This window comes from Yeosuana sp., from assembly GCF_057126245.1.
In genome coordinates this window covers 43836-61349 of the sequence record NZ_DBNGMQ010000006.1, presented here as the reverse complement: position 1 = coordinate 61349, position 17514 = coordinate 43836, and the positions used below count along the sequence as shown (strand labels likewise).

Here is a 17514-nt window from a genome sequence, read left to right as displayed (position 1 = left end):
ATAATTTTTTAAATATTTTTTATTAGCAATATTCTATTAAAATACACTTTATTTTAAATAAAGAATAAAAAATTAACATTTTTAGTACCATCGTCTTCTAAACAGACCTAGTAAAGATTTTGGATCGATTGTGAATTTGAAGCGAATCCTTTGGTCATAATTTGGTTGACCAATTTCCCATCCTAAGTTAGAATATACAGGAAAATAAACCTCAAAATAATCGGTGACTAAATTAACACGAATACCGGAGTCATAAACAAATTTAGCATTGTCGTACTTATTTTTAACTATTCCAATATCTGAATACGCCAAAACGTATTTCCAGAGTGTAGTACTTGTATTAAGAGTCAAGATAAATTGATTAGCAAAAGGCGTGTCTAACTTAGATTTAAATCCACCTTCGGCGTCAATGTATTGTTGACTAAAAATACCAGTAGATTCAGATCTTCCTAAATAGGCATAATCAAATAAATAATCTGTTGGTCTATCTAGTGCAAAGCTAAAGTAATCAGATCCTACCTCATTTCTATTGCTTAAAAATAAACCAGTAAACATTCTAATATTTAATTGTCTATTGTTTTCAAATAGGCGTCTATATTCATAGTTAAAGGATAATTTTGAAAATGTTCTGGCCGCTTGAAAATCAGCATACCAACTATTATAATTAATTAAATTATCATTAGAATCTACATAACGCACATTAAAAATACTGTAATTAGGTTCTGATGACGTTAATATATTATTGATGTCTTTATCTCTATTTATATCCAAATATCTAAGATATAAGGCTTCTCTCTTATTTGAGCGAAAGTCAGAATCCTGCCTAAAGAAAAATGAAAGGTATGGGGTTATTTGTCTAACAAATAAATCTGGACCGTAAGAATCATAGTTCGCACGGATACCATAATTTATTGTATATAAATTATTATTTTGAAAATCATGTATGTTATAAATGTTAGCTCTGCCCGTAAAAGATTGAGACCTTAGAGAATATTTAGGTTCAAATTTATAATTAAAATGTTTTCTTAAAACCGTTTTATTATAGGCTTTAATTCCTAAGGTTAAGCCATCATATATATTGTTATATTCAACAATTGGCATAATAAACACTTGATTATAATTAGGATCTTCAAAATCTTTAAAAAGTCTAAATTGTAAAGGTTTATTGTTAAAAAAGAAACCTTTTAATGATTTCCAGTTGTCTCTTAAATTAGTTTCAGGAATAATATTTTCATAGTTTAGAACTAGTTTATTAGTGTCATTTCTAGGAATTGTTATTGTTTTACTTTTCGTAATATTTTCAATCCAGGTTTTAGAAACAATAGTGTCATTATTTAGCGAATACAAGGAAATGGGCATGTTAGATTCACCTTTATTCTTTATTGTAAGCGTTATAGAATCTTGAGTTTTTAATACTTTCTTGATTTTAAAATCAATCTTTTTTCTAGTATTTAAATAATCATTAAAAAACCAGTCAATGTCTTTTTTTGTATTGCCTTTTATAAATTTTTCAAATTTTTTAGCCTTAATTTGTTTTAATTGATTGTTTGATAAAAACGATTTAATAGAAGTTTCTAATACATTAGAGTTAATAAAATCATCTAAGTATTTTAAACCGACACCAGCTTTATATTTGTTAGCAATACTTTTATTAAATTTCAATAAAGAATCTTTAGCCATAGTTAAAGGTTGATCTCTATTAGATCTTGCCATGAGCATGTAAGCTAGTATGTACTTATCATTAAAACTTAAATCTGCTGCATGAAATGAGCGAATGCCCCAAACATTTGCCAGAGAACCTAAAAATTTCATATCAGGATAGTTCATCTCAACATATTTCATTAAAAAATATATTTGTAATCCATCTAATAGCCATTGCTCTTTTCTTGGGTTAATAAGCAAGGTGTTTTCTAAATAATTATATAACGCAACTTTTAATATTTTTAATTCATATTGAAAATTTTCAGGATAAGGGTGAATAAATTTTGGTAAAAAATTTAAACCCTGAATGGGATCTTTATTATAATCAATATTAGTTAAAAGAAGTTTTTTATGTGGATAATCGCCTAGGTTTTCTAAAATAAATTTTGTGATTCTTTCTGAAATTAATACTTTATCAACAACTGTTAAATTTAGATCTTCAATATTAGAAATTAAAGTAAAATTATCACTTTCAATGGTATTAAAATTTGATGTTTTACTTAAAAAAAGCTTATTATTAACTCTGTGATTCCCTTGTAATTTAACAATTTGATTTACATTGTTTTGGGTAGTTTTAAGTATATCTAATTCTGAAGTCAATGTATACACTTTTGGAAATACTATTTCTAAATTTAAATTAGCTTCTGGAATATATAAATCATCTAAATCTTTATTGCTATAATATTGCCATTCACCATCATAAATAGCCGGTGTAATATACCAGTATCTTAGGTTAATATCTCCTGAAGGTGTTATGCCATAACTAGTAAACTTATCACTTGGTATTTGAACAATATAGGAGAGATTTATTTTATAAGATTCATTAGGTTCCAAAGGTCTTTTTAATTCAACTTTTACAACATCTAATTGGCCAAGCAAATGGCTGTATCTTAATTCTTTTTGATCTTGTTTTATTGAAGTAATCACAGAATACCCTCTTTCTTCATTTTTTGCAAGATGAAAATCATTTTTATATTCATCAGCAATTCTAATGGCAAGTGGTGTTTTTTTAGTTGAATAACTATTATTCCAATCGTTTAAATAGATGGTTTCAAGAACTTCATTGGAAGTGTTTTTATATTCTATAGTTTGAGATATACCTATTTGTTTATTTTCAATGTTAAATACAGCTCTAAGGTCAATACTGTTTTGACCAGACATAATATGGCATATAAATCCTAATATAATAAAGATGAATGACGGAAATCTCAATTTATTTACTGAACATTTTAAGGTTAATACTATGGATTAGTTGGTTTGGTAATATAACAAAATTTAATTGCAGAAAGTATTTTGATGATGAATGTTATAATCTGGATTTGAAATATTAAAAGTTTGGACTAAAATCTGATTCTTTATAAAACGAATCTAGTATACTTATAACTTCATCTTCCGTGTCTACTAGATGAATTAAATCTAAATCTTTCTCACTAATGTTTCCAAATTCATTTAATAATGTTGTTTTTACCCATTCAAACAAACCTTTCCAGAAATCAGTTCCAACTAAAATAATAGGAAATTTTTCAATTTTATTTGTTTGAATTAAAGTAATAGCTTCAAACAACTCATCAAGTGTTCCAAAACCACCAGGCATTACCACAAACCCTTGAGAGTATTTAACAAACATAACTTTTCTAACAAAGAAATAATCAAAATCTAAATTTTTATCAGAATCTATGTAAGGGTTGTCATGTTGTTCAAATGGCAATTCTATATTTAATCCAACAGATGTTCCTCCACCAAGGTGTGCACCTTTGTTACCTGCTTCCATAATCCCTGGACCACCACCAGTAATAACACCATAACCAGATTCAACAATTTTTTTAGCTATTTTTTCAGCTAATTTATAATATTCATTATCTGGTTTTGTTCTTGCCGACCCAAATATAGAAACGCAAGGGCCAATTTTGCTCATTTTTTCAAAACCACTAACAAATTCCCCCATAATTTTAAAAATGGCCCAAGAATCGTTAGTTTTTATTTCATTCCACCCTTTTGGATGCTGTTCGTGTATCATACTATCAAATAAAAAATTAAAACTCGCTAATTTAATTCTTTTTTAAGAAATTTTGCTGTATAGCTTTTTTTATGTTTAATAATCGCTTCGGGTGTTCCTTCAACAATTATTTTTCCACCACCTTTTCCACCTTCATAACCGATATCAATTATATGATCAACGGTTTTTATAACATCTAAATTGTGTTCAATAATAAGTACAGTATTTCCTTTGTTAACAAGTTTGTTTAATACAAGCATTAAAACACGAATATCTTCAAAATGCAAGCCCGTTGTAGGCTCATCAAGAATGTAAAATGTATTTCCTGTATCTCGTTTGCTTAATTCCGTTGCAAGCTTTATCCGTTGTGCTTCTCCACCAGAAAGCGTCGTACTTTGTTGTCCTAAAGTAATGTATCCTAAGCCAACATCTTTTATGGTTTTTAGTTTATTGAATATTTTAGGGATATGCTCAAAAAAGTCTACAGCTTCATTAATGGTCATGTTTAATACATCACTTATAGATTTTCCTTTATAACGAATTTCAAGCGTTTCACGGTTAAAGCGTTTACCTTGGCAGGTTTCACATTCCACATATACATCTGGCAAGAAATTCATTTCTATAACACGTAAACCACCACCTTGACAGGTTTCACAACGCCCTCCTTTTACATTAAAACTAAAACGTCCTGCTTTATAACCACGAATCATCGATTCTGGAATTTTCGAAAATAAGGCTCTAATCTCGCTAAATGTTCCGGTATAAGTTACCGGATTACTTCTTGGTGTTCTTCCTATTGGTGATTGGTTTACATCAATTACTTTATCAATATGTTTTAAACCATTAATGCTTTTATAAGGCATTGGTTTTTTTACACCATTAAAATAATATGCATTTAAAATAGGGTAGAGGGTTTCATTAACTAAAGTCGATTTCCCACTTCCGGAAACACCCGTAACGCCTATCATTTTTCCTAAAGGAAACTTTACTGATACATTTTTTAAATTATTTCCAGTACATCCTTTAAGTTCAATAAAATGACCATTACCTTTTCTTCGCTTTTTAGGGATTTCAATTTGTTTGGTTCCGTTAAGATAATCAGCGGTAAGTGTTTTGTGAGTTTTCAATTCGCTAGGAGTCCCTATACTTATAATTTCACCACCATGTTTTCCTGCTTTGGGACCTATATCAATCACATAATCTGCACGTTCAATCATATCTTTGTCATGTTCAACAACAATAACAGAATTACCAATATCTCTTAAAGATATAAGTGAATTGATAAGTTTTTCATTATCACGTTGGTGTAATCCAATACTTGGCTCATCTAAAATGTAAAGTACGCCAACCAACTGAGAACCAATTTGTGTAGCGAGTCTAATACGTTGGGCTTCTCCACCAGATAAGGATTTTGAACTTCGGTTTAATGATAAATAATTTAAACCAACATCTAACAAAAATTGTAATCTGGATTTTATTTCTTTTATAACTTCTTCTGCAATTTTTAATTGTTTTTCTGACAGATGACTACTTAGCTCATTAAACCAAACCGCAAGTTCAACAATATCTGTATTAGCAAGTTCAGCAATATTTTTATTATTTATTTTAAAATAAAGTGATTTCTTTTTTAATCTGGAACCTTCACATTCTGGACATTTTATTTTATCCATATAATCTTTAGCCCATCTTTTTAAAGAAGTTGAATCGGCTACTTTATATTGATTTTCAATAAAGTTAGCAACACCTTCAAAATCAATTTTGTAATCGCGTGTTACGCCGAGTGTCTTGCTTTCAACTGAAAATTTTTCATTACCACCGTAAAGAATCATTTGTTTTGCTGCTTCGGGAATACTTTTATAGGGATCAGTAAGTTTAAAGTTATAACGCAGAGCAATGGATTCTAGCTGTTTAAATATCCAACTATTTTTTTCTGGTCCGTGAGGCGCTAATGCACCGTTTTTAATAGAGATTGAATCATCAGGAATAATTTTATTTTCATTAACTTGATAAAGTTCTCCTATACCATTACAATTGGCACAAGCTCCTTTTGGTGAGTTAAAGGAAAAATTATTAGGTTCTGGATTTGGGTATGATATGCCGCTTGATGGACACATTAAATTTCTACTAAAATATCTAGTTTCATTCGTTTCTTGGTCAATTACCATGAGAACATCTTCACCATGATACATTGCCGTATTGATTGTTTCAGATAGACGCTTGTCGTTATCTATGGTATCATCAATTTTAAGTCTATCAATAACAATTTCTATATCATGCGTTTTGTAGCGGTCTAATTTCATGCCTTTTACAAGGTCTCTAATCTCTCCGTCGGTTCTTACTTTTACAAAACCCTGTTTAGCTATTTGTTCAAACAGTTCGCGGTAATGTCCTTTACGAGACCGAACTACTGGCGCTAATATATTAATACGTTTTCCTTTAAAATCGCTAATAATAAGTTCTTTTATTTGCGCATCACTATAACTCACCATTTTATCACCCGTGTTATAGCTATAGGCATCACTCGCGCGCGCATATAACAGGCGCAAGAAATCATAGATTTCAGTAATAGTTCCAACAGTTGATCGAGGCGACTTACTGGTTGTTTTTTGTTCGATAGCAATAACTGGAGAAAGACCATCTATTTTATCGACATCGGGACGCTCTAAACCACCTAAAAATTGTCTTGCATAGGCTGAGAATGTTTCTATATATCGGCGCTGTCCTTCGGCATAAATGGTATCAAATGCCAATGATGATTTCCCACTGCCTGACAAACCCGTAATAACAACGAGTTTTTCTCTTGGTATGGTAACATCTATATTTTTTAAGTTGTGAACTCTGGCACCTTTAACCTCAATATGTTCTTCAAATTGGCTCATAAATTTGCAAAAGTGCAAAGGTACAATTTTAGTATAAATTTTTAATTGTCCAATACTATTAGATTTATTATACTTGTTAACTAAATTTAATTAATAAAGAATATGAAATTATTAGGAATAAGCTCAAGAATTAATCATGCTGAATACGGAAAAGGTGTGGTAACCAATGTAACATCACAACATTATTGGGTAACGTTTATTGAAAACGGATTAGAAACTATTGATTTAGATAGTGAGTTTGAAGTTATTGAAGCGGCTGATGATGATGTTGATACCGTTAGTTTTTTTGATATAGAAAGAAGTTTAACTGAAATTTTAAAAAAATGGAGCGACGTAAGTGAAGTAGTACCAATAGCTGATAAATATAAAGGGGGTAGGTTAATTTTAGAACCTGCTGACACTAGTTTAAAGCCATATGAATTACCTATAGATACATTTTTTCATAAAATAACGATGGTTAGAGATCGTTTGAGAGTTATGGAACAGCGCATAAATTCAAGTGATTTAGATGAGCAAGGCAAAATAGATTTACAACAATATATTACAAGGATATACGGGAGTTTAACGAGTTTTAACGTTTTGTTTAAATTGAAAAATCAAAACTTTGTAGGACAAAGGTCTAGTTAATAAATAATGTAATTTACAAAATTGTTAAAATTAGTTTGTCCCTTTAATATTTGTAATATCAATTCTTAAGAAAAATATATTATGAAATGTGGGAAGTTTAGCGCCACTTTCTGTAGTCGTCCAATTAGACCACGATGATTCTAACCCTTTAATTGGTAAAATGGAAGTCCACATTTTAAAACTATTAGGCATACCATTTTCATCAAGTATCCATAAGTATGAATCACCTGGTGTTGTCCCGCCTTTAGTATAAGTGATTAGTAATCCTTTATTGCTACTATTTTTTAAATCTACCAACCTTCGTTCGGTACCAGAATCAAAAACCTTATAAGGTGCAACTAACCAAAACGAGTCATTATTAAAATAGGAGATAGCCTTATCAATAAGTTCCTTACCCATATCACCCTCTATTTTAAAACCGTGAACCGTTGCTTTATTAAAAGATTCATTTTTTAAATTAAGATCAACTTTATATTCATCCCAAAAAACAGAACATGTTCCCTTAGATTTATTCCATTTATAATGATGAACTTTTTTAAAAGTCCATTCTAAATAATGGGTGTTTTTATAGGCTTCATAATCTAAGGCCTCTAGCATTTTATAAGCCAATGCATCGGCTTTTTCTCCAAGTTCACCTTCAGGTAGCTCCTCGTTATATTTAAAAAACATAAATACAAAAAACAAGATGCTAGGCAATGTAAAAAAGACTAGTACACCTGTGATTATTTTAAATGTTTTTTTTGATTTCATAGATTAATAGGTCAAGAGCATTTGAGGGGTAATGTTCTATAAATCAAGGCTAAATTATTAAATTGTATTGACTAAACAGAAAAATTTAGCTAAAAACCGACAGCCGTATCATCACCTCGACGATCTGCACCACCCTCTAACCGTTTATCGTTTAAAACCATAATTCCATCAACTTTACCAATAACAGGAGAGTCTTTTTCATTAACGGTATATCCAAGGTTTTTAAGTTGAGAAATTAAATCTTTATCAAATGAATTAGGTTCCATTTGAATAACATCTGGCAGCCATTGGTGATGAAATCTGGGAGTATCTACAGCATCTTGCATAGTCATTTTGAATTCATGCACATTTAAGATGGTTTGCAAAACACATGTTATAATAGTGGAACCACCGGGAGTTCCTACAGACATAAATAATTCTCCGTTTTTTTCAACAATAGTTGGTGTCATAGAGCTTAGCATTCTTTTTTCAGGTTGTATGCTATTTGCTTCAGCGCCAATAAGTCCAAACATATTCGGTATACCTGGCTTACTACTAAAGTCATCCATTTCATTATTCAGAAAAAAACCAAGTTCAGAACAATACAATTTAGAGCCATAGGCGCCATTTAATGTTGTTGTTACAGAAATTGCATTTCCAAATTGATCGATAATTGAATAGTGTGTGGTTTCATTGCTTTCTACCACTTCAACATTGCCGTGAGACACATCCGAAGATAATGTGGCTTTATCAAAAGAGAAATCAGACATTCTTGATGTTAAATAGTTTTGATCTATGAGCGTGTTTGTAGGAATTGAAACAAAATCAGGATCACCTAAATAAAAACTTCTATCAGCATAGGCACGCCGTTCAGCTTCTGTAATTACTTGAACAGATTTCAATGAATTAGCCCCATATTCATGTAAATCAAAAGGTTCAATCATTTTCATAATCTGAGCTAAACACACGCCGCCACTTGAAGGTGGTGACATGGAAATAATTTTTAAATCGTCATAAGTAAACGTAATTGGAGTGCGCCATTTTGGTTCGTATTTTTCTAAATCTTCCAAGGTGATGATACCACCATTGTCTTGAATAAACTTAACAAGTATTTTAGCGGTTTCACCTTTATAAAACTCATCCTTACCATATATTAAAATACGCTCTAAAGTTTTTGCTAAAGCAGGATATTTTATGGTGTCGTTTTCTTTCCACTCCTTATAAAACAACAATGAATCTTTATTTACTAAACGAAATTGAGGTTGAACCAAATTTAATCTTGTCGCCTGATTTTTAGTCACCACAACGCCATTTTTAGCTAGATTTATTACAGGTTCTAAAATGTCCTTTATTGTTAAATTTCCAAATTTTTCATGAACATCAAATAGACCAGCAATACTTCCGGGAACACCAATTGACATTGAGCCAAGCGTACTTTTATTGGGTATAACGTCACCGTTTTCATCTAAATACATGTTTTTTGATGCTGCCAAAGGTGCTTTTTCTCTGTAATCGATGCCACCAATATCTCCGTTAGATTGTCTATAAACCATAAAACCGCCACCGCCTAGATTTCCAGCAAAAGGATATGCTACAGATAAGGCTAGGCCGGTAGCAGCCATAGCATCAAAGGCATTACCACCTTTTTTTAAAATATCTGCTCCAATTTGAGACGCTTCAACACGTGCAGAAACTACCATGGCATGATTTGTAATAAGACCTCTTGTACTAATCGCAGTATTTGAATTGTTTTTTTTACAAGATGCAAAAAGTAATACTAGTAAAATAGCATATAGAAAATGTTTCATTGTTTGTAGTATAAATTATGTAATTCTTTTAATTTTTGGTTTGAAAATTCAATAAGTTCTTCAAAAAAAGTTGAAAATTCCGATTCAAATTCATTATAAAATATTTCAAGTTCTTTTACAGCCTCATCCATTCCAGAGCGGTTTTTAGTTCGTCTGTTCATGCCTTCTAAAACTCTTGAAATCCCTTCAATAGACCCGTAATTTAACAACCAATTGTCTGCCATCATGAACGGTATCATTTTCTGAATACGTGCGGGTAAAAGTGAGTGATTTTTTTCTAGAGAGTCATAAAAGGAATCGACATATTCATCTAAAGGAACAACACTATATTTGTTCCAGTTTTTCGCTAGAAAATGATCGTATAAAATATCAACAATAATACCTGAATAGTGACTGTATTTGGAATGCAATCGTTTGGTGCTTTTTCTTACTGTTTTGTGGGCATCGGTAAACGTATCGATATGTCTATGCAATAAAATACCTATTTGAACCTCTTTAGAGTGTTTCTTGTAATCTTTCCCTTTAATGCCATCTGCCATAAAATTGCCAATAGTTACAAGGTCACTTTCACCAGAAAGATATATGTGGGCTAAGTAATTCATTGGCGTAATTTACAAATTCAAAAGGAAGATAAGTATTTTAACTTTAAAATTATTCCGTTAATCATTTTTTGAGAATTATTAAAATACAAGCTAAAAAAAATATGTAGGTTTGTTGAAAACTCATTATAATGACATTAATAAAATCAATTTCAGGAATTAGAGGAACTATTGGAGGACAAGTTGGTGAAAACCTAACACCTATAGACGCTGTGAAATTTGCTTCGGCTTATGGCGTTTGGATAAAACAACAAAGAGATAAAGAGGATTATAAAGTAGTTGTTGGAAGAGATGCTCGAATTTCGGGAGCCATGATTCAGAATTTAGTAATGAATACTTTAGTTGGAATGGGGATTCATGTGGTAGATGTAGGCTTATCTACGACGCCAACGGTAGAATTAGCGGTACCCATGGAGCACGCAGATGGAGGCATTATTCTAACTGCAAGTCATAATCCTAAACAATGGAATGCTTTAAAGCTTTTAAATAGTAACGGAGAGTTTTTAGATGGAGAAGAAGGCGCTAAAATATTAGAGATTGCCGAAAGTGATACCATGATGTTTGCTGATGTTGATAGTTTAGGTAAGATTACCAAAAACAAAGCTTATATAGATTTGCATATTATTGAAGTGCTAGATTTACCATTGGTTAACGTAAAAGCGATTGAAAACGCCAGATTTAAAGTAGTGGTTGATGGTGTGAATTCTACAGGAGGCATTGCCATACCTTTACTTTTAGACCGCTTAGGTGTTCATGTCGTAAAACTGTATTGTGAGCCAACAGGACATTTTCCTCACAATCCAGAACCCCTAAAAGAGCATTTAGCGGATTTATCTGAAAAAGTTATTAAAGAGCGTGCAGATTTTGGTATTGTTGTGGATCCTGATGTTGATAGATTGGCTTTTGTAGATGAGAATGGTGACATGTTTGGAGAAGAATATACTTTGGTAGCTTGTGCTGATTATGTTTTGAGTAGAACACCTGGAAATACAGTGAGTAATATGAGTTCAACCAGAGCACTGAGAGACGTTACTAAAAAACATGGTGGCAGTTATGAAGCGAGTGCTGTAGGAGAGGTGAATGTGGTTAAATTAATGAAAAAGAATAAGGTTGTTATTGGTGGTGAAGGTAATGGGGGTATAATCTATCCAGAATCTCATTACGGTAGAGATGCTCTTGTAGGTGTGGCATTGTTTTTAAGTTTATTAGCTGATAAGCAGATGACGGTTAGCGAGCTTAGAAAAACCTATCCTAATTACTTTATGAGTAAGAAGAAAATTGAATTAACTCCAGGTTTAGATGTTGATGGCATTCTTAAAACCATTGAAGAGCGTTATAAAAATGAACAATTAACGACTATTGACGGGGTAAAAATTGATTTCTCTGAAAGTTGGGTGCATTTAAGAAAAAGCAATACCGAACCTATTATTAGAATTTATACGGAAGCAAAATCACAGGAAAAAGCGGATACATTGGCTGAAAAGTTTATTGCGGAAATTGGACGTATTGCTAAAATTTAACTAGAACATAAATGGTAGTACCACCTAAATAATCAATTAAATTGAAACGTCATTACGAGGATATCAAGACGAAGTAATCTACGATAAGGAGTTAAATTGAACAGATTGCTTCACTACGTTCGCAATAAAGGAATCAATCGACTTTTTTAAGTAGTTAACGACGAAGTATTCTCATGTAACGTATTTAAAATAAAGAAATTGCCTCACTGCGTTCGCAATAAAGGAATCAAACGTCATTTTAAGGCGAAACAACGGAAGTAATCTTTCTTAAAATTAAAGACAATCATATTGTTTGATTGCACTGGCAAAGAAGGATTTTATTGAGGTGTTTTACTTGCATGTTTCCAGCGTTTATGGGTCCATAAATAAAATTCAGGGGCTTCACGAATTTGTTCTTCTACGCGTTTAAGTGCAGCATCAGTAATCGCATAATTTTCAATGTTATTAACATCTTTAATAATGTCTACAAAGGTAGCTTCATAATAACCACGTTTCACTTTTTTTACTTTTAAAAATAAGGTAGCCATATCTAGTCTTTTTGCAAGCACTTCTCCTCCTACATGTACAGGAACCTTTATACCCATAAAGTGCTGCCAGTGAATGGCTCTACTGAGTTTAGGAGATTGATCGAAGGCAAAACCATTTATGGTTAATTCATTATTTTTTTTTGCCTTTATCAAGATAGGAAAGGTTTCCTTAGTCGTTATTAAATAACTATCATACTTGGCACGAATCCGTTTGACGAGTGCATCAAAATATGAGTTACTTAATTGTTTATAAACGGCATATCCCTTATGATTAATATATCTTTGCAAAATAAAAACCCATTCCCAACTAGCATAATGTCCCATAAATAAAACAATACTTTTATTTTCTTTTTCAAGCTGATGAATCTCTTCCACATTGGTAAAAACATAACGCCTTTTCATTTCCTTTTCAGAAATAGTTATCGATTTAATAGATTCTAAAATCATATCACATAAATGGTGATAGAATTTTTTTTTAATGATTTTAATATCACCTTCTGTTTTATCAGGAAACACAAGCCTTAAGTTTTCCTTCACAACTCTTTTTCTATAACCAATAACATAGTAAATCAGAACATATAAACAGTCCGAAAACATATATAATAACCTAAAAGGTAAGATGGATATAATCCATAAAAACGGATAAACTAGAATGTAAACAAGAAATTGCATTAATTAATTTTAAATTTGCCGAAACAAATATATGTTATAAATTATTTAAACGTTTATTCCTTATGGGCAAATTAGATGTAGTAACTATAATTATTATTGCAGCCAATGTGATTATATCATACAAAGGCTTTAGTGATTTTGGTTTTTTTGAAAAATATAAATTCAACGTAGGAGCCATAAGGAGAGGAGAACAGTTCAGGGTGTTTAGCTCAGGCTTTTTACATGCAGATAATGCTCACCTATTTTTTAACATGTTTTCCTTGTACTTTTTTGCTGATGTTGTTATTGGCTTTTTAGGTGTTTTTAGCTTTATAATTATCTATGTTGGCAGTTTGTTATTGGGTAGTCTATTGTCTTTGTATTTTCATAAAGACGAATATCATTATAGTGCTGTTGGAGCTAGTGGTGCCGTTATGGGCATTATTTATTCGGCTATTCTATTACAGCCAGGTATGAGTTTATACATGTTTTTTATTCCTATCCCTATTCCTGCTTATATTTTCGGAATTGGATATTTATTATATTCAATATATGGCATGAAAAATAAGGTTGGCAATATTGGTCATGATGCCCATTTTGGGGGTGCGATTGGAGGCTATATAATGACATTAATATTAGCACCAGTGTTATTTAAGGAAGACTTATTAATGATAGGTTTATTGGCAATACCTATTTTGTTACTTTTTGTTTTAAAGAAAACAGGCAAGATGTAATAATTAAATTTTAAGGTTAAAATACACCTATGGCATAGCTATTGGATTTATATCTAAGTGCAACATTGGATAACATCATTAAATAACTGATATCCAATGGCTTATTAAATATAGTAATAAATAAAAAAATATGTCACTTGTTTTACAATGACATATTGACTTAAAAAGATATATGAAGAAATCTAATTTTATTAGTCTTGACAGTTTGTCATTGCAAGATTTTGATGAAAACTCAGAATTGATTCCATTAATGACACCTGAAGATGAAGAAGAAATAAACAATGAAAATTTACCTGAAACTCTGCCCATATTACCGTTAAGAAACACGGTTCTTTTTCCTGGCGTGGTTATTCCAATTACTGCTGGCAGAGATAAGTCAATAAAACTAATTAACGATGCCAATAAAGGCAGTAAGGTTATTGGTGTTGTTTCTCAAAAAGATGAGTCTGTTGAAGACCCAAAGGCAAAAGATATTCACAATACAGGTACAGTGGCTAGAATACTGCGTGTTTTAAAAATGCCTGACGGTAATGTGACTGTTATTATTCAAGGAAAAAAACGCTTTAAAATTGCAGAGGTTATTACAGAAGAACCTTATATGAATGCAACCATCAGGGAAATTCCAGAAGCTAAACCCGCAATCAGTAATAAGGAGTTTTCAGCTATTATTGAATCCATAAAAGATTTGGCTTTACAAATTATAAAGGATAGTCCAAACATTCCTAGTGAAGCTTCTTTTGCTATAAAAAATATTGAAAGTAATTCGTTCCTAGTGAATTTTGTGTCTTCTAATATGAATCTGTCTGTAGAAGAAAAACAAAGTCTCTTAGAAATTAATGACTTGAAAAAGAGAGCTTTAGCGACTCTCAAATTTATGAATCTTGAATTTCAGAAATTAGAACTTAAAAATGATATTCAGTCTAAGGTTCAGATGGATATGAGTCAACAGCAACGTGAATATTTCCTTCACCAACAAATGAAAACCATTCAGGAAGAATTGGGGGGTGTGAGTCATGATGAAGAGGTTGACGAAATGAAACAGCGTTCCAAAGATAAAAACTGGGATGAAAAAGTAGCTGAACATTTTGAAAAGGAATTAGCAAAAATGCAACGCATGAACCCTCAAGTAGCTGAATATTCTATTCAACGTAACTATCTAGATTTATTTTTAGATTTACCGTGGAATGAATTCAGTATTGATAAATTCGATTTAAAACGTGCAAGAAAAATTCTAGATAGAGATCATTTTGGATTAGAGGATGTAAAAGAAAGAATTATTGAACATTTGGCTGTTTTAAAACTCAGAAACGACATGAAATCACCCATTTTATGTTTGTATGGGCCTCCAGGAGTTGGAAAAACATCATTAGGAAAATCTATTGCTGAAGCACTTGGTAGGGAATATGTACGAATATCTTTAGGTGGTTTACGGGATGAAGCAGAAATTAGAGGACATAGAAAAACCTATATAGGAGCTATGCCTGGAAGAATTATTCAGAGCATAAAAAAAGCTGGTAAATCCAATCCGGTTTTTGTGTTGGATGAAATTGATAAATTATCAAACTCCAATCAAGGAGATCCTTCCTCAGCCATGTTAGAAGTGTTAGATCCAGAACAAAACTATGAGTTTTATGATAACTTTTTAGAAATGGGTTATGATTTGTCAAAAGTGATGTTTATAGCTACTTGTAATAGTTTGTCAACTATTCAGCCAGCATTATTGGACAGAATGGAAATAATTAATGTGACTGGTTATACTATTGAGGAAAAAGTTGAAATAGCAAAGCGTCATTTGCTTCCAAAGCAATTGAAAGAGCATGGTTTAACAGAGGCCCATTTAAAAATAGCAAAACCTCAATTAGAAAAAATTGTTGAAGGTTATACGCGCGAATCTGGTGTTCGTGGATTAGAAAAACAAATTGCTAAAATGGTAAGGTATGCAGCAAAAAATATTGCCATGGAAGAAGATTATAATATCAAAATTTCAAATGCCGATATTATAGAAGTCTTAGGTGGTCCAAAACTTGAGCGTGATAAGTATGAAAACAATAATGTCGCTGGTGTTGTGACTGGTTTGGCTTGGACACGTGTTGGAGGTGATATTTTATTTATAGAATCTATTCTCTCAAAAGGGAAGGGCGTTTTAACTATTACCGGAAATCTTGGTAAGGTGATGAAAGAATCAGCTACCATAGCCATGGAGTACATTAAATCGAATGCTGAAACTTTTGGTATTAATCCAACAGTATTAGATTCATATAATGTACATATTCACGTACCAGAAGGTGCTACGCCAAAAGATGGTCCAAGTGCTGGTGTAACTATGTTAACCTCATTAGTATCATTGTTTACACAGCGAAAAGTAAAGAAAAGTCTTGCGATGACTGGTGAAATAACCTTAAGAGGAAAAGTGCTTCCAGTTGGAGGTATTAAAGAAAAGATCTTGGCAGCTAAACGTGCCAGAATTAAAGAAATTTTACTTTGTGAAGAAAACAGACGTGATATTGAAGAAATTAAACCTGATTACTTAAAAGGCTTAACGTTTCATTATGTAACAGATATGAGTGATGTTATTAAGATAGCTATTACCAATCAAAAGGTTAAAAACGCAAAGAAATTATAAATTTAAACCTCGATTAACTTCGAGGTTTTTTTGATTTAAAATATTTCAAAGCTACTTTCGTTCTAAGATAGATTTAGTTACTTACTTTGTACTTTATATGCTAAAGAAAATTTTCTTTCTATTTTATTTATTGACTAGTTTTATAGCCAATGCACAGGTAGGAGGTGAGTCTACGTTTCAATTTTTAAATTTGATATCTTCTCCTCGCCAAGCTGCGCTGGGTGGAAAAGTATTGACCAATGTTGATTATGATGTGGCTCAAGGTCTTTATAATCCGGCAACTATTAATATTGATATGGATAATCAATTAGCATTAAATTACTCAAGTTATTTGGGTGGTATTGGTTATGGTACGGCTTCGTATGCATATACTTTAGACAGGCGCACGCAAACATTTCATGCGGGAATCACTTACATAAACTATGGATCATTTGATGGGTATGATGAAGACGGGAATTCAACAGGTTCTTTTACAGGTAATGAAGCCGCTCTATCATTAGGGTATGCTTTACAATTAGGCTATAGTGATTTTTATTTCGGGGCAAATATCAAATTTATTACATCTAAATTAGAGCAATATAATTCATTGGGAGTGGCTACTGATTTAGGTTTACTTTATATTAATGAAGATTTAGATTTTAAAGCAGCTTTGGTAATAAGGAACTTCGGAACACAAATCACTACCTATGCAGGTCAAAATGAACCACTACCTTTTGAAATAGATTTTGGAATGTCTCAGCGTTTAGAAAATGTACCTATTCGTTGGCATGTAACTATAGAAAACTTACAAGAATGGCCCATTGCAGTTTCAAATCCGGCACGTGTCACCACAGATTTATCTGGAAATCAAACTCCTGAAAAAATAGGGTTTCTTGGTAAAGTTATAAGACGCACTATTTTGGGAGCCGAATTATTTCCAGAAGGCGGATTTAATATTCGGCTAGGATATAATTTTAGAAGAGCTGAAGAATTGCGTATTATTGACCAACGAAATTTCTCTGGCTTATCAGCGGGGTTTTCGATAAAATTAAATAAGATGAGGTTTAGTTATACGCATGCTAAATATACAAGTGCAGCGAATTCAAATTTTTTCGGATTACAAATAGATTTGCAATAGAAC

12 protein-coding genes are annotated in these 17514 nt (G+C 31.7%); 5 read left to right on the top strand and 7 right to left on the bottom strand.

Going from position 1 to position 17514, the window contains the following annotated elements:
• Positions 1-81: 81 nt before the first annotated feature.
• The 3 genes from AC15TD_RS00460 to uvrA form a co-directional block, all read right to left on the bottom strand.
• The gene (locus AC15TD_RS00460) at positions 82-2862 is read right to left on the bottom strand and encodes a gluzincin family metallopeptidase (RefSeq protein ID WP_484450181.1); all 2781 of its coding nucleotides are present in this window, start codon (positions 2860-2862) and stop codon (positions 82-84) included.
• 166 nt (positions 2863-3028) lie between these two features.
• Entirely contained in the window at positions 3029-3718 is a 690-nt protein-coding gene (locus tag AC15TD_RS00455) for an LOG family protein (protein WP_484450180.1), read from the bottom strand.
• Between the two features lie 26 nt (positions 3719-3744).
• Entirely contained in the window at positions 3745-6576 is a 2832-nt protein-coding gene (gene uvrA / locus AC15TD_RS00450; protein WP_484450179.1) for an excinuclease ABC subunit UvrA, read from the bottom strand.
• 102 nt (positions 6577-6678) lie between these two features.
• Here uvrA and AC15TD_RS00445 point away from each other — a divergent pair, with 102 nt between their 5' ends.
• Complete coding sequence (locus tag AC15TD_RS00445; protein WP_484450178.1) at positions 6679-7203, top strand: hypothetical protein; 525 nt, start codon at positions 6679-6681, stop codon at positions 7201-7203.
• Between the two features lie 30 nt (positions 7204-7233).
• On the opposite strand, the gene AC15TD_RS00440 is transcribed toward AC15TD_RS00445, so the two are convergent.
• The 3 genes from AC15TD_RS00440 to AC15TD_RS00430 form a co-directional block, all read right to left on the bottom strand.
• A complete protein-coding gene (locus AC15TD_RS00440; RefSeq protein WP_484450177.1) occupies positions 7234-7953 on the bottom strand; it encodes a hypothetical protein in 720 nt (239 codons plus the stop codon).
• A gap of 89 nt (positions 7954-8042) precedes the next feature.
• Complete coding sequence (ggt, locus tag AC15TD_RS00435) at positions 8043-9740, bottom strand: gamma-glutamyltransferase (RefSeq protein ID WP_484450176.1); 1698 nt, start codon at positions 9738-9740, stop codon at positions 8043-8045.
• A complete protein-coding gene (locus AC15TD_RS00430; protein WP_484450175.1) occupies positions 9737-10342 on the bottom strand; it encodes an acyl carrier protein phosphodiesterase in 606 nt (201 codons plus the stop codon). Before AC15TD_RS00430 ends, ggt begins: the two co-directional genes overlap by 4 nt.
• Before the next feature lie 128 nt (positions 10343-10470).
• On the opposite strand from AC15TD_RS00430, the gene glmM reads away from it, so the two are divergent.
• Positions 10471-11859, top strand: coding sequence for a phosphoglucosamine mutase (gene glmM / locus AC15TD_RS00425; RefSeq protein WP_484450174.1), 1389 nt, complete (start codon positions 10471-10473; stop codon positions 11857-11859).
• A 317-nt stretch (positions 11860-12176) separates the two neighbouring features.
• Here the strand turns inward: glmM and AC15TD_RS00420 are convergent, their stop codons facing one another.
• Complete coding sequence (locus AC15TD_RS00420) at positions 12177-13058, bottom strand: lysophospholipid acyltransferase family protein (RefSeq protein ID WP_484450173.1); 882 nt, start codon at positions 13056-13058, stop codon at positions 12177-12179.
• Positions 13059-13120: 62 nt separating this feature from the next.
• Between AC15TD_RS00420 and AC15TD_RS00415 the strand changes: the two genes are divergently transcribed.
• The 3 genes from AC15TD_RS00415 to porQ all read left to right on the top strand — a co-directional run bounded on the left by AC15TD_RS00415 (position 13121) and on the right by porQ (position 17511).
• Positions 13121-13771 (top strand): rhomboid family intramembrane serine protease, encoded by a 651-nt coding sequence (locus AC15TD_RS00415; RefSeq protein WP_484450172.1) that lies wholly within the window; start codon positions 13121-13123, stop codon positions 13769-13771.
• A gap of 172 nt (positions 13772-13943) precedes the next feature.
• Positions 13944-16394: an endopeptidase La gene (gene lon, locus AC15TD_RS00410; protein WP_484450171.1), complete on the top strand. Its 2451-nt coding sequence runs from the start codon at positions 13944-13946 to the stop codon at positions 16392-16394.
• 97 nt (positions 16395-16491) lie between these two features.
• Complete coding sequence (gene porQ / locus AC15TD_RS00405; protein WP_484450170.1) at positions 16492-17511, top strand: type IX secretion system protein PorQ; 1020 nt, start codon at positions 16492-16494, stop codon at positions 17509-17511.
• Positions 17512-17514 lie beyond the last annotated feature (3 nt).